We start from the raw sequence: 13,639 nt of genomic DNA, 5'->3' as shown, positions 1-13,639 counted from the left end.
GAGTAACCTCCTTTTTTACTGTTTTTCAATCTTTTTACAATAGTAGAAACGCGCTTATTGCTAGTCAGCGCAAGATGTTTCAAACTCTTTCATAAACTCGATCAATGCGATAACTCCTTCTTTAGGAAATGCGTTATAAAGGCTCGCCCGCATTCCGCCGACCGACCGATGACCTTTTAAGTTGATAAATCCTTGTGCTTCCGCTGCTTGGATAAATCGCCGATCCAATTCAGCATTTCCCGTTGAAAAAGGAATATTGGTGATCGACCGGCTCGTTTTTTCAATCGGATTTGAAAACAATGCTGAACGGTCGATTGCTTCATAAAGCAAAGCTGCTTTTTCTTTGTCTTCTTTTAAAATCGCCGACACACCGCCTTTAGCTAATAACCACTCAAAAACCAGCTTGGCAATGTAGATGCTATACGTTGGCGGTGTATTGTACAAAGAGCCGTTTTCAGCCTGCAGTTTATAATCCAACATCGGCGCGAAAACACCATCTCCTAGAAGGTCCTCTCTGACGATCACGACTGTCAGACCTGCTGGACCAATATTTTTCTGAGCTCCTGCATAGATCAAGCCGAAATCTTTTACATTATAGTCATTTGCCAAAATATTGGAGGACATATCCGCTACGACAGGAACATCTCCAACATCAGGAATTTTCTGAAAAGCTGTCCCGGCAATCGTATTATTCGTAGTCAGATGTACATAGGCTGCCGATTGGTCGATCTGCTCTTTTTTGATTTCGGGGATATGACGAAACTGATCATCTTTACTGGAGGCCACGACTTCCACCTCGACATTACCCAATGACCGTGCCGCTGCGATCGCTTTTTTCGACCAAACACCAGTTTCAACGTACAGCGTTTTTTTCTCCTGTGCTAAGTTCAGCGGTACCATCGTAAATTGCAGACTTGCGCCACCTTGTAGAAATAATACTCGGTAATTCTCAGGAATCTCCATTAATTCCCGTAATTTTTTTTCTGCAGTTTGAATGATTTCTTCAAATAAGGAGGAGCGATGACTCAACTCCATCACCGACATGCCGCTTTGTTGATAATCCAACATTTCGGATTGAGCTTTTACCAATACTTCTTTGGGTAAAACAGCTGGACCAGCTGAAAAATTATACACTGTCATTCACTTCGACTCCTTTTCAAATAATTAACACTCATTCTAGCAGATACCTCTTTGGGATAAAAGGAATAAATTGAGAATTAACTATAATTTTTTGAAAATTCAAACAAAAAGACTCTAAATCATTATAAGATTCAGAGTCAGTCTCGCTTTATTTGTTGTTCATAATCAGTTATTTAACAACCGTCCATTCATCGATCGTCTTGCCATCTTTATCCTTCAATACTAGCTAGCTGTTTGTTCCCGCAAAATATAAAAACAAACCGACTTCATTGACACTTTTCAATACAATGTCTTCGGTAGTAACAAAATCCTTGAACTTATCCGCATTTTCGGCACGGATCTTTTCTGCCATTCGCGCTGACATACCGACAGACCCATCCTTATTCAAAGGCATTTCTTGCTTCATGACCGCCCCTGCCTTGATCAGCATCTCATTGCGTTTTTGCCAGATTATTGTCGCTTTGCTGTCAAAATCATCCACAAAAAATTCCATTTGGCTGACCGCTTTATTCCAGCGGTGTTGCGCTTTTGCCGGTTTTTTCTTAGGTTTTGTTTGTAAAATGATCCCAAATTTTTCCAAAACAAGCAGGATATGTGTAGTATATTCCTCTACCCGCTTCAAGTGATTGGTTGGGATATTTATACGCTCAGCAGATTCAGTCAAATTAGTCATTCCTGCTTCTTCTGCTTGTTGGAGCAGCTTCTCTGCTACATAAATCGTTTCGATATCTTCTGGTGGCAAGATTTTTACTAGTTGATCAACTTCCTTGCCTTCTTCGTTTGTTTTACCCATCTTGATTGCTACAACAATTTTATCTTTTATTTCTAAACTAACTGCCGACTGCTTGGTTTCAGTCTCATTTTTACTGATGATTAGGCTGCCATACTCAGGAAAATCGATTTTTGTTTCTTCTGATTAAAATGAATCGTTCCCTTAAAGTCCATCACTATTCCGCTCCTATCTGTTATTAGGTGGTCCTATTATATCAAAATTCCCCTAATGTCTAAAAAACTATGCCTTAAATGAAAGTCATCTTAAAATAAACAATCCGAACAAGAATGGCGTTTCTTTAGTGATGTTGAATTTCATCGGACATCACAGAAGGAATTTCCACCAATCATTGCTCGGACGTTTTATTTTATATCTTATTTTATTCTGGCTTATTTATTAATCGATTAAAGTCGTTCCTCCATCTTTCTTTCGTCAGGAACTACACCTTCTTTTAGAAGCCATTTATGGAAGAACCATTCAAACAATCCTATCAGCACAGCCGGAATCAATACTTTCATCCAGATGTCAGCAGTATCATTCATGAAATACAAGTACAACCATAGGATAACGCCTGCCGAACCTGCATCAACGATCGTTGCCACGACATTGCCGATCTTTCTTAAAATGAGCAAATCCCCTAAAATGTAGATCATCACTACAATAATCACTCCAACAATCGTAGAATCCAAGAAGCTTACACCATAGAATCCAGTGAGCACCACCCACAGAATTGCCCAAATCACGATCGCCTTGACCACCAACGCCTTTACATGTTTCATTTCCATTCCTCCTTCATTATAAAAAAACATACCGTTTAATAAAGAATGTCATTTCATCCCTTATAAAAAATTATACCATCAAGTATAAGCTCTAACAAAAATATGATACCAGACCTTTTTAAATAACGTTCTATTTAAGAAGGAAAATGAAAAAACCGAATCACGAACGATTCGGCTTCTACTTTATTTTGATTCAATGATATGTTTCTTATTAAAACTATTTCTTCACTTCATTTGTTAATTCTTGCAAAACATTTTCCGCGACTTTTTCTGGGATACCGACTGCTTTTATTTCTTCAATGCTGGCTGCTTGAATATTTTTCAATGACTTGAATTCCTTCAGCAGCAGTTTTTTCCGTTTCGGACCCAGTCCTTCAATGCCGTCCAACTTCGACGCAAAGCTGTTCTTGCTGCGTAATTGACGATGGAAAGTGATAGCAAACCGATGGACTTCATCTTGAATCCGTTGCAATAAGAAGAACTCTGAGGAATTCCGCTCTAATTTAATGGTTTCCAATGTTGGTCCAAAAAGCAGTTCACTCGTTTTATGCTTATCATCTTTCGCTAAGCCAGCGATAGGGATATCTACTCCCAATTGATTGGCTAAAACTTCTCTTGCAGCATCTACCTGTCCTTTACCTCCGTCGATAATGATCAGATCCGGCGGGGTCAATCCTTCTTTGATAACTCGCGAATATCGCCGATAGATAACTTCTCTCATAGAAGCATAGTCATCTGGCCCGACAACTGTTTTGATTTTATACTTTCGATAATCTTTCTTCGAAGGCTTTCCATCAACAAAAACAACCATTGCGGAAACCGGGTTGGTCCCCATAATGTTAGAATTATCAAAAGCTTCGATTCGAACCGGCGTGGGGATATTCATTGCATTCCCTAGTTTTTCAACTGCGCCAATCGTTCGTTCTTGTTTACGTTGGATCAAATCAAATTTTTCAGAAAGAGCGACTTGAGCGTTTTTATTGGCCAACTCTACCAATTTCTTCTTCTCGCCGCGTTTTGGTTGCAGAACTTTCGTTTCTAAAACTGTTGCGACTGCTTCTTGATCGATATCATTAGGGATCAAGATTTCTTTTGGTACGATATGCTCTGCTTCTTGATAAAATTGCCCGATATAAGTCAACAGGTCTTCTGTCGCTTCATTATAAAATGGAAAGATCGATACATCGCGTTCAATCAATTTCCCCTGACGCACAAAGAAGACTTGGACACACATCCAACCCTTATCTACTGCATAACCGAAAACATCTCGATCCATAAAATCTGTTTGCGTCATTTTTTGACGGGTCATGACTGTTTCGATCGCTTTGATCTGATCGCGGTATTCCGCTGCTTTTTCAAACTCCAGATTTTGTGCCGCCGTATCCATTTTCTTCATGATTTCTTCTTGGATATGCGTATGCCCGCCATTTAAGAAGCTTTTGATCTCTTCCACCATGTCTTTATAAACTTGAGGATCGACATCAAATACATACGGACATAAACATTGTCCTAAATGGTAGTACAGACAAGGCTCTTTTTGGTGTACGCCGCATTTGCGTAACGGAAACAGACGATCCAAGATTTTTTTCGTTTCGTTAGCCGCTCCTACATCAGGATAAGGACCAAAATATAGTGCTTTGTCTTTCAAGACTTTTCGAGTGATCATCAAACGAGGATATTTTTCGTTAGTGATCTTAATGAAAGGATAGGTTTTGTCATCCTTCAGCATGATATTGTATTTCGGATCGTTTTTCTTGATCAGATTGATTTCTAGTAATAAAGCTTCGATATTCGACTCCGTCACGATATATTCGAAATCATCGATCTCTGAAACTAAACGTTCCGTTTTTGTATTATGACTGCCAGTGAAATAAGACCGGACACGATTTTTTAAAATTTTCGCTTTTCCCACATAGATGATCGTACCGTTTTTATCTTTCATGAGATAACAACCCGGCTGATCCGGTAAAAGAGCTAATTTATTTTTGATGCGTTCATTCAAGGCGCGACCACCTCTCCTAATCTTCAAACTGAGAATAGTATAGCACGTCTGTCAATGAAATCCGCAGTTTCCCGCTTGATTTTTAAAGGTTCTTTAAAGAACAATCGCTGTTATTTTGAAGCTTCTTAGCAAATTGTTTGAGAAGTTGTTTTAGGTTTATTTATTCACAGAAAATTTTTAAATAGTGATATGGTTTTCTCTCCTTTTCATTACTAGCCCACAAAAAATCGCTACTTTGCCTGCTTTACTCTACCCGTCTAAGTAGCGATTCTTTTCCTTTATTATTGTTCAGATTCCAATCTCTTGATCATTTCCTTCATTTGTTGGATCTCTCTTTCTTGGGCATCGATGATCTCCTCTGCCAACTCCTTGACTTCCGGATCCTCCAGATTCGCCCGATTACTTGTCAAAACAGCAATCGAATGATGCGGAATCATTGCCTTCATCCAATCCGTGTCTTTGATTGTCGCCTGACTGCGAACCAAGAAAAGCGACAAACAAAAAATCAGTGCACTCACTACTAAAATACCAATATTGGCTTTTTTGTTTTCATACATTTTCCACATAAAAAGCAGCATTATGATTGCCATTGCCGCTCCCATCATCAACGCCATATAAATACGGGTTTGACTAAAAAAGATGTGGTCGATAGAAAATACATTCAAATACATCATACCAAACATGACAATTGTCGAAACAAGAATCATCACCAAAAACTTTACATACTTGTTCATTTTCAACTCCCCTTTCTGCTTATAAATAATTATATCCATTAGGGTGTTGCATCTGTCAATTGATTGACTTTACAAGTTGAACGCTTTGCAAGTGTCAAGCATCCGTGCCGCAACAAAAACGCAGAGGAACTCTAACTTTTTTAGCACAACAAAGTAAACTTTAATTACAAAATATTAGAGTTTACCTAAAATAACAATTTAAGTAAACCTTAATTATTAACCATAACAAACAGCATTAAACTCGTATTTTCAAAAATTTGGATAAATAATAGAAATTCTTAAAACAGTCCTTAGCCAAATTGGATGCTTTGTAGTGAGTTTTATAAAATGATAAGATATTTTTGAACAAATGCATCAGCTATGTGTAGGAAAAACCAAGATCTGCTCTGTTGATAATTGAAAAAATACACTCTTGCTTTTTGATGGAAAACCTAACATGACTATTTATCTGTTTTAATTGCGACGGTCAGCTGATTATATTTCTGAAAAAAGGAGCGTACAAGAATGAAAAGAGCAATTACATTTTTGTTGGATGAATATGCGGATTGGGAAGGCGTGTACGTTACCAGTACACTGAATCAGAGCGAAGAATGGTTTGCTGCAAGGCTATAAACATACAGGAAACGCGCAGTCCCCTTGGTTGGAGATAGAAAATTATCGCAATAAAGAAGATTTTATGGAACAACAGGCTGTGAGAGATAAAAACCTGATTACAGCCAATGGGATCGCCCCTATCGAATTCACCGACTTGATCTTACAAGCTGTCGATTTCGCGACAGATGAAATCCGACAGAAAACGATTCGTTTATATAAGATGGGCTACTATGGGTATTTGGAAAAATACGGTGATCCTCTCGCCTGACTGATTTTTGTTAATGACAACCGGCGCTGACGATCAATAAGCGCCGGTTTTTCTTTTTTGTTTATTATATCCATCTTATGTAAACTGATAAAAAAAGAAAGATTAGTGATGAAAACTCCAACCAGTCTTCCCCTTGCATTAATGAAATTACTCAGTGTAACGTAAGGTTCTTGACTCTATTTTTTCTTTTAGAATCTGGAGCATCTCTAAATCAAAATGATCGATCAACAATTCAAGTAAATCGAACTCCTCACGAACCACCTGATCATTATTTATGGATCAATTTTCATCGACTTCCTCGAAATTCTCCTCAGAATAGGTGGCAATTTTTTCTCTTAATTCTGGAAATTGTTTAGCTCCATTTGTCATTAGAGACAAAATAATATGATTGAACAATTTATTATCAGTGATCTCTTTGTAGTGGAAAGTTTTGTTGTACTCATTATTTTGTACCACCTCTCAAAAGTTAGACCAAAAAATCTAATTTTTTTGGGTCACTGCAAGTATCTGATTCTCTAGATTTTAAAAATTCTTCTAAACTATTATCACTCATAATAATCACACATTAATTAATGTATTTTTATTTTACACAATGGTTTACACGATCTTAAAAAGAATAGTCGTTAAAATCACGACTACTCTTTTTACTTTCATGAGATCATTCACCAATCTTAAGCATACTTTTCTTGTTTCTTTTTTACAACAATCCTTATCACATTAACAATAATAACCGCTGGAATAGTAAAATATATAAAGAAGTTTACCGGTGGCAACACAAAATATAAACAAATGCCTAATATTACTGCAATAGCTAAAGAAATTTTTGTTATTAGCATAGTAGTTACCTCCAAACTATTTTATTACATAATTTTGATTCGTGCTGTAAGTATCTGTTGAACTATTACTATATAGTTTAATTGTACGCCCTTACCTTTTTTTGCTGTATTTATAAAGACTTGATTTGCAGAAACCGAAGAACCAAAGACTAAGGGAATTATTCCAGGAGTTAGACCAATAAATGCAGCAAACACATTAACAGTATTTAATTTTTTAGTTTGGGAACTCAGTGACTTAACTTTGGCAGGAGAAATATAATAACTCATCTTATTAGTATCCACATTAGTATCAATGATTAGGTCTTTTACCTTATCAACTAAACCCTATCCTTAATTTTCTAAAATTGAAATATTATCAAGTAAAGCAAGGTCAAAAACCCGTTCCTTGTTAACGCTCTCGTTTACAAAACCAAATGCAATTTTACTTCCAACTGTATATTTTTTTAAAGCTTGAATTCTTTCTGTTCGAGTTGGATAGTTTCCTAGATCATTCATTTTTGGCGTAGAAAAATCAAAGTAAACCTCTTCTCCAACACTTAACGGACTTTCTTTTGCAATCTCAGTCGTTTTTACAATCAATATTAATTTATCATAATCCTGTTTAACTACAACTCCTATCAATCGATTTGGTGGTATCTCATCTGCTAAGTCCTTTTTCTTCAAATCGCTAACATAAAAAAATGAAAGCAAAACCAGCAAAACACCCCCTAAAAATAGTTTTCTTCTCACTCCTCTTCCTCCCTTTTACTCTGTGTAAAAATTATCTATTCTTTATCATATTTTTTACTAGATTTATTTCATTTACAAATATAGTAAAAAATAACGACCTTTATCATCATGCATTGAGCATACTAAATTTGTTCTTAAAAGTCTATGAAATGGAAAAAACCATACTTGTTTTATACGAGTGCTTATTTCTTTTTAGCTTTTATAATTCAAGACCGTATTGTCTATTTAAAGTGTACCCTAAATAGACATAGGTATAACATTGAAAAATATGGTTTTTAAATGTATGATTAGGGTGTGTTTTAAACAGTTCGAGAAAGTAGGTAAAATTTTTGAAAATTGCATATATCCGAGTTTCATCAATCGATCAAAATGAACAACGGCAAATTGAAGAAATGAAAAAGTTTGGCGCTGAAAAAATTTTTATAGAAAAGCAATCTGGAGCGACGATTAGTCATCGTCCGATTTTTCAGGAAGCTTTAGATTTTGTCAGAGAGCAAGATATTTTTATTGTAGAAGCCATTGATCGACTTGGACGAAATTATGACGAGATTATCGATTCAGTGAATTATTTAAAGAAGAAAAATGTACGACTCATTATCACCAGTTTACCGATCATGGCTGAAGCAAGCGGAAATCCTCTCCTGGATAAATTTATCAAAGACCTAATCATTCAAATTTTGGCCATGATTGCTGAACAAGAGCGTACTGAATCAAAACGACGCCAGGCACAAGGGATAATGATTGCTAAAGCAAACGGCGTCTATAAAGGACGTCCTAAGTTATACAGTGCGAACACAAAAGATCCTCAACGTCGCCTTGTTTATAGAAGCATCGTTCAGGACCTGGAGAATGGTGTCGCTATTTCAAAAATAGCAACAGACTATAATGTAACTAGACAAACTGTGTATCGAATTAAGAAAGAACTGACTATCAACTAGAACTCTAATTCATCTGCTAATTTCTGAACACTTTCTTTATGTGATCTGACTCGCTCATTCTCTCTCTCTTTTTTTTGTTCCTCCTCTAGCAATATTTTTTTTTCTTGAGTATTACTTTTTTCAATGCAAAGTTTTAAAGTTTCCCGATGATATTCCCGGACTTCCTCAATAGTTGTTCCATTAAGTAAAATTTCATCGTCTACAACAGAAGCAATTCCTGGTCTATGCATTGTTGTATATCGTGGTGGTGAATTCCAATTTCTAACAAACAACTCTTTCCAAAGCTGACTTGGTACTCTATTTAATCTAAATGGAATTTTATATAATGCAGAACCCCTTGAGCCATCCATTTTAGGTACAGTTACTTTATCAGTGATAATTCCTAAGATTTCAATATCTTTATTTTCATTATGTTCTATAGGTAGTAAGGGACTGCCTTTAATATGCCTAGGTATATCACCTAATGCTGGTTTTCTCTTAACACCAAATATAGTTGTAATTAAATCATCTAAGTTTTCATCATAATGTTGGCTATCTGATAAATCAATTCCAAGCTTTCCAGCAAGAAAAGTAGGAAGTACTTCGCTTGCACGTCCTTCTTTAATTATTGGGATAAATTTACGTTCATTTTTTCCAGAAAGCAATTCTGCTGAGATAATATGACCTTCATACCCAACACCACTTGTACGATTATTTGCCTTTTTTTTATACTCTGGTGTACATATAATTAGAACATAATCTGAATCGGATATTTGTTGCTCCATAAACTGAGGTAATCTATCACCTAAACTTAAATCATACTGATCTATATATGCATCAATACCGTTTTCAAGTAATTTGTCTGCTAGTTCTCTAGCCCATTCTTTATTTTCCTTATTCTCCCATGAATATGATATAAATACTTTGGGATTTCTACCAGTCATCTTGTTCTCACTATTCCTTTCCATCACTAATCTAAGTGCTAACTATTTGGTAATACATTACAATTATATCACTCAACAAGTTAATAAATTTTAATTCAGGAAAATTCATCAAAATTATTTTCAAGCGTATTCTCAGCTAAAATGAACTTGGATAAACTCTTAATTTAGTGATTTTCACCGAATTAAAAAAATGAATCCGGAGTTGAAAATAAGTCTTCCTACTTTATCGTGTACAGTACGTTAGACATTAATTGATTAAAAGAAGAGTAGTAGACCAGGAATTAAATATAAATTATCATTGGATCAGATAATCATTCTAGCTTCTTTGAAAATAGATAGTCATTAGTTTTGGAGAGAGTAGAGTATTACATAACGTGCTTGCTTAAGCGATTAAGGTCATTGGTTTACATAAATAAATTGGTATTATAAAAAAGCTTATTATTTAAGCTTTTAAAATAATGAACTTCGCATAATTTATCTTATGTAAACCAAAACAAAAACAAACTAACTCTCCAGATTTAACTGGATAACTAGTTTGCTCCTATTTTTGTGGAATTATTTTTTAGTATATCAGTTGTTGCCTCTTTTAAGTCATTAAACTCCCCCTGATACGTAGCAATTCTAACTACAAATTCTACAACTTCCTGATTTTCCATTTTCAGTGAACAGCCGTTTAGCTTAAGAAAAATATATGTAGCTAAAAATGCTGTACGTTTATTAGCATTGTGAAATGGATGCTTTTTGATCAGATTTATTAAGAGAACTGCTGCTTTGCTGAACACATCGGGATAGAGATCTTTTCCAAAAATATGCTGTTTCGGTTGATTTACAGCCATACTCAAAGCATTTTTATCAATAACGCCAATTGTTTCCTTTGGTGAATATCTTTTTATTTGAATAACATTCAATTTTACAATGTCTCTTTCGCTCAAATAAATCATCGATCAACTAATTCCTTGAACGCCGCATCATATTCAGATAGAGCTTGATTCACATACATATCAATTTCGAGATCTAAATTGCTTTCTTCTTTCACGATTGCATCCATCATTTTGTCTTCATCAATAAAAATAGTATCTCCAGGTTTCAATCCTTTTTGTAATAAACTCTCTTTTGATAAAGTGACAACTATTGAGTTACCTACTTCTCTAATTTTTCGTTTTTTTATATTCATAAAATCAACTCCTATAATTAAGTATATACCGTATATCCATATTGTTCAATATCTCTTATATTTAATTTAATTATGATTTTTTACAATGCATATACATTGTAAAAATAGTATTAGTTTCGAACAATTATTCTTTCACGAACATACTCTTCATTATTTTGGAGGATTATTTAGCAATTTTATTCCCAAATAATTAATTAAGGCTGAACATGTTGTTAGTACTAAAATTGCATCTGGTAAATCAGACACAATCGCTTTTTCATTTCCAGCATGTCTTATTCCATTATTACTCGCTAAACCATACATAGTCTCAAACGGTTTTAAAAAGGTAAGATCAATTTCAATATTCGGGTTATCCCTAATTGCTTTAACAGCAGTTCCTAAAGTATTCTTTTTTGTTGCTGGCAAACCTGAAATTTCAATAATACAGCTTTCAACAGCACTGATTGCTTCTCTGACAACATTATTATAGTCTTGATTTTGCTTATCACTTATATATGTAAGAGATTTCTGAATATGATTTTTGGCATATTCAAATGTTGATTCTGATGCAGCATCTATATTCTTAATAGCAACGTCGTCTGTTATCGGTATAAATTCATTACTTTCACTTAATCTATAACCTGAATTTTCCGATTCTAGTATGTTATTAATGCGTTTCCTTTTTCGTATATCTATTATTTTCATCTTTGCTAAAGTCTCTAGTAAATCAAAATATGCATACCACTCCATGTTATCTAAACGATCAATAATCTCCTCATAGTAAACAGTAAAACCATACCCACAATCCAAACTATTATTTATTTGTCCTTTAAAAAACTCTTTTATTAAAAAGTAGTATATTTTCCAAGAACCCGTTTTCCTATAATCATACTCACTATGGATCTTATGACTCTCTTGAAAAATATCATAAATCACATTTGCTAAACTATTTTTAAGAGTTTCTGACAATCTATCTACAAGTATAATATCTTCCACTTTTTTAAAACCTAATCTTTCAGAAAAAAGCATCGAATTACCTCCAAAAATTTTTAATAACCTTAACTATTCACAAAATACTATTAGTCAAGTTGTTACAGGTGAAAAATAAGATAGTTGTTAACACTGGTTTTGAGTACTAAAAATTATTTATATCACATCATTTTATCCTACAAAATTAGAATGGTAATTCTGATTCATCAAGATTATTATCTGCAAACGGATCAACCATTACTGGCATTTTATATTTTTCAATAACAGTAGAGATTCTATCCTGTTTTTCTAATAGAAATTTTTTTAGTCTCTTGTAATCGTGTGCCTGCAAAATATAGCGTGCCGAATATTCATCTAAGTAGTTGTAGTATTCTTCCTTTAAAATCCCTTTGTTACTTAATTTTGTTAGTACGTCAAATACTCTATCGCTCAAATAGCTGTTTAAATTGTTATCACTTTCCCATTGAATAACTTTCCTATAAAATGACTCATCCGTTGAAAAAATAGCTGTTTCATCCATGAATGCATAGATTAAAAGCAATCTCTCATCATTATCAAATTCAATAGGATCAAAAATATCCATCAAATCTTCATAGAATTGAACATTCCTACTATCTTCTTCATTAATTACTGAATTTGCTTTATAATCAATTTTTTCCAAATTAAACAAACTACTTTTTTTTTTGTTTTTTTCTTTTTCAATTACGGAGTCCACTTTTTTTGTTAGAAAACTTCTAATATTATCTTTACTATAGTTACCATAAAAACCTTTGTCTGATATAGATTCTTTATATTTTTTTACTTTTGGCTATGTTAAATTATATTGTTGATTTTTTACGAGAATTAAGGGAACTTCCATTTTTAGAAGTTCCCTTTTGTTTACTCTATTAAAGTCCTCGTTCGTTTAAGTAGACGTTTTTACAAAATTTTCATTTTCTATTTCTTTTAAAGCCTTTGCGATAACTTCACATTTTTTCACAGCCCAAATGTAATGATTAGATGTGTTCGCTGTAAAATAACTGAACAAATTACTTGTTTTCGTCCACTTATAATATTTTTTTGTCACGATTTCTTCATTCGTATGTATTTTAATTAAGTCTGTTACTCTTTGGTGACTTAACTTCAATTTTTTTATAGCTTGATTTAATGTCACATCTTGATAGTTCTCCCAAATCCGTATATTCAGGAGTTTAATACTACTCCACTTATAACCAGGTGCTGGCATAAAAGGAATATCCCCATCCATACCCTCTCTATACCATCTCTCAAGCATTGCGTGCCATTCATAAAGATGCATTAAAACATCTCTAAAATTTTTATCTCTCTCTGGAGTTTCAATAGAAATTCCTCTTTTACTTTTCGGTACTGATTCAATTATTTCAAGTAGTTCTTTGAAATTTTTCTCGCTATTCAATAATAAAATCTCTTTCTCATTTTTGTCTATCATAGTTAATCTCCTCTCTTTGACTAATGGAAATTTTAAGAAAATATAGCTTTGAATATTTTTTCTCTACTTTTGATATGATTAAAACTTCCTAAATGGTCATAATATATAGACCAAATCATACAGCCCCTATTCTTGAACAACTTAGATTATCATTTGGAAAATTCTGATAATCTAAGTTTATCATAGGTTTCTACTGTTGAGAATAAAGGTTCTGTTGCAAAGTTTCCGATAAGCTCATTTTGAGGTAAAATAATTGAAAAAGATAGCTTGGAGGAATGAAGATGACTCAGTTCAAAGGAAAACAATTTCAAAAAGACGTGATTATCGTAGCCGT

General features: G+C 34.0%; 16 protein-coding genes and 1 pseudogene. 2 read left to right on the top strand and 15 right to left on the bottom strand.

All coding sequences use genetic code 11. From position 1 onward, the window contains the following. Positions 1 to 60: 60 nt before the first annotated feature. From serC to EFB00_RS11935, 5 genes are all read right to left on the bottom strand, one after another. A complete protein-coding gene (gene serC / locus EFB00_RS11955) occupies positions 61 to 1,140 on the bottom strand; it encodes a 3-phosphoserine/phosphohydroxythreonine transaminase (protein WP_122647113.1) in 1,080 nt (359 codons plus the stop codon). 226 nt (positions 1,141 to 1,366) lie between these two features. Beyond that, a complete protein-coding gene (locus tag EFB00_RS11950) occupies positions 1,367 to 1,933 on the bottom strand; it encodes a hypothetical protein (RefSeq protein ID WP_241153458.1) in 567 nt (188 codons plus the stop codon). A gap of 383 nt (positions 1,934 to 2,316) precedes the next feature. After that, entirely contained in the window at positions 2,317 to 2,691 is a 375-nt protein-coding gene (locus EFB00_RS11945) for a DUF2512 family protein (protein WP_122647111.1), read from the bottom strand. A gap of 217 nt (positions 2,692 to 2,908) precedes the next feature. Further along, a complete protein-coding gene (gene uvrC, locus EFB00_RS11940; RefSeq protein WP_122647110.1) occupies positions 2,909 to 4,693 on the bottom strand; it encodes an excinuclease ABC subunit UvrC in 1,785 nt (594 codons plus the stop codon). Between the two features lie 281 nt (positions 4,694 to 4,974). Next, a complete protein-coding gene (locus EFB00_RS11935; protein ID WP_122647109.1) occupies positions 4,975 to 5,427 on the bottom strand; it encodes a DUF305 domain-containing protein in 453 nt (150 codons plus the stop codon). A 504-nt stretch (positions 5,428 to 5,931) separates the two neighbouring features. Between EFB00_RS11935 and EFB00_RS11930 the strand changes: the two are divergent. Then, positions 5,932 to 6,289, top strand: a pseudogene (locus tag EFB00_RS11930) (type 1 glutamine amidotransferase family protein). A gap of 671 nt (positions 6,290 to 6,960) precedes the next feature. Here the strand turns inward: EFB00_RS11930 and EFB00_RS13500 are convergent. The 3 genes from EFB00_RS13500 to EFB00_RS11920 form a co-directional block, all read right to left on the bottom strand. Continuing rightward, positions 6,961 to 7,125, bottom strand: a complete 165-nt coding sequence (locus tag EFB00_RS13500; RefSeq protein ID WP_164709486.1) for a hypothetical protein — start codon at positions 7,123 to 7,125, stop codon at positions 6,961 to 6,963. 24 nt (positions 7,126 to 7,149) lie between these two features. Next, positions 7,150 to 7,392: a hypothetical protein gene (locus EFB00_RS11925; protein WP_241153457.1), complete on the bottom strand. Its 243-nt coding sequence runs from the start codon at positions 7,390 to 7,392 to the stop codon at positions 7,150 to 7,152. 63 nt (positions 7,393 to 7,455) lie between these two features. Then, on the bottom strand, positions 7,456 to 7,854 hold the full coding sequence (locus EFB00_RS11920; RefSeq protein WP_122647108.1) for a hypothetical protein: 399 nt from the start codon (positions 7,852 to 7,854) through the stop codon (positions 7,456 to 7,458). Between the two features lie 329 nt (positions 7,855 to 8,183). On the opposite strand from EFB00_RS11920, the gene EFB00_RS11915 reads away from it, so the two are divergent. Next, on the top strand, positions 8,184 to 8,792 hold the full coding sequence (locus EFB00_RS11915) for a recombinase family protein (RefSeq protein WP_122647107.1): 609 nt from the start codon (positions 8,184 to 8,186) through the stop codon (positions 8,790 to 8,792). Here the strand turns inward: EFB00_RS11915 and EFB00_RS11910 are convergent. From EFB00_RS11910 to EFB00_RS13560, 7 genes are all read right to left on the bottom strand, one after another. Next, a complete protein-coding gene (locus EFB00_RS11910; RefSeq protein ID WP_010729765.1) occupies positions 8,789 to 9,715 on the bottom strand; it encodes a toll/interleukin-1 receptor domain-containing protein in 927 nt (308 codons plus the stop codon). The two genes, EFB00_RS11915 and EFB00_RS11910, sit on opposite strands and share 4 nt — an antisense overlap. A gap of 530 nt (positions 9,716 to 10,245) precedes the next feature. Continuing rightward, the gene (locus tag EFB00_RS11905) at positions 10,246 to 10,656 is read right to left on the bottom strand and encodes a type II toxin-antitoxin system death-on-curing family toxin (RefSeq protein WP_122647106.1); all 411 of its coding nucleotides are present in this window, start codon (positions 10,654 to 10,656) and stop codon (positions 10,246 to 10,248) included. Then, positions 10,653 to 10,889, bottom strand: a complete 237-nt coding sequence (locus tag EFB00_RS11900) for an AbrB/MazE/SpoVT family DNA-binding domain-containing protein (RefSeq protein WP_002287931.1) — start codon at positions 10,887 to 10,889, stop codon at positions 10,653 to 10,655. The genes EFB00_RS11905 and EFB00_RS11900 overlap by 4 nt, the downstream gene beginning before the upstream one ends. A 150-nt stretch (positions 10,890 to 11,039) precedes the next feature. Beyond that, positions 11,040 to 11,897 carry an AbiJ-NTD4 domain-containing protein gene (locus tag EFB00_RS11895; RefSeq protein ID WP_241153456.1) on the bottom strand — a complete coding sequence of 286 codons (858 nt, stop codon included), beginning with the start codon at positions 11,895 to 11,897 and terminating at the stop codon, positions 11,040 to 11,042. 145 nt (positions 11,898 to 12,042) lie between these two features. After that, positions 12,043 to 12,519, bottom strand: coding sequence for a hypothetical protein (locus EFB00_RS11890; protein WP_086294028.1), 477 nt, complete (start codon positions 12,517 to 12,519; stop codon positions 12,043 to 12,045). Positions 12,520 to 12,762: 243 nt separating this feature from the next. Beyond that, positions 12,763 to 13,305, bottom strand: a complete 543-nt coding sequence (locus tag EFB00_RS11885) for a ClbS/DfsB family four-helix bundle protein (RefSeq protein ID WP_071874410.1) — start codon at positions 13,303 to 13,305, stop codon at positions 12,763 to 12,765. Between the two features lie 149 nt (positions 13,306 to 13,454). Next, positions 13,455 to 13,639 (bottom strand): hypothetical protein (locus EFB00_RS13560; protein ID WP_206423505.1); only part of this gene is annotated, 185 nt, incomplete at its 5' end.

Source organism: Enterococcus mediterraneensis (genome assembly GCF_900604485.1).
Classification (GTDB): Bacteria; Bacillota; Bacilli; order Lactobacillales; family Enterococcaceae; genus Enterococcus_C; species Enterococcus_C mediterraneensis.
This window is presented reverse-complemented; position numbering and strand designations above follow the sequence as displayed.

Bases quoted from the DNA above. Each gene is read 5' to 3' on its own strand.
- serC (WP_122647113.1), bottom strand. From the start codon at position 1,140: ATGACAGTGTATAATTTTTCAGCTGGTCCAGCTGTTTTACCCAAAGAA.
- EFB00_RS11950 (WP_241153458.1), bottom strand. From the start codon at position 1,933: ATGGGTAAAACAAACGAAGAAGGCAAGGAAGTTGATCAACTAGTAAAA.
- EFB00_RS11945 (WP_122647111.1), bottom strand. From the start codon at position 2,691: ATGAAACATGTAAAGGCGTTGGTGGTCAAGGCGATCGTGATTTGGGCA.
- EFB00_RS11935 (WP_122647109.1), bottom strand. From the start codon at position 5,427: ATGAACAAGTATGTAAAGTTTTTGGTGATGATTCTTGTTTCGACAATT.
- EFB00_RS13500 (WP_164709486.1), bottom strand. From the start codon at position 7,125: ATGCTAATAACAAAAATTTCTTTAGCTATTGCAGTAATATTAGGCATT.
- EFB00_RS11925 (WP_241153457.1), bottom strand. From the start codon at position 7,392: ATGAGTTATTATATTTCTCCTGCCAAAGTTAAGTCACTGAGTTCCCAA.
- EFB00_RS11910 (WP_010729765.1), bottom strand. From the start codon at position 9,715: ATGACTGGTAGAAATCCCAAAGTATTTATATCATATTCATGGGAGAAT.
- EFB00_RS11905 (WP_122647106.1), bottom strand. From the start codon at position 10,656: ATGATTTATTTGAGCGAAAGAGACATTGTAAAATTGAATGTTATTCAA.
- EFB00_RS11900 (WP_002287931.1), bottom strand. From the start codon at position 10,889: ATGAATATAAAAAAACGAAAAATTAGAGAAGTAGGTAACTCAATAGTT.
- EFB00_RS11895 (WP_241153456.1), bottom strand. From the start codon at position 11,897: ATGCTTTTTTCTGAAAGATTAGGTTTTAAAAAAGTGGAAGATATTATA.
- EFB00_RS11885 (WP_071874410.1), bottom strand. From the start codon at position 13,305: ATGATAGACAAAAATGAGAAAGAGATTTTATTATTGAATAGCGAGAAA.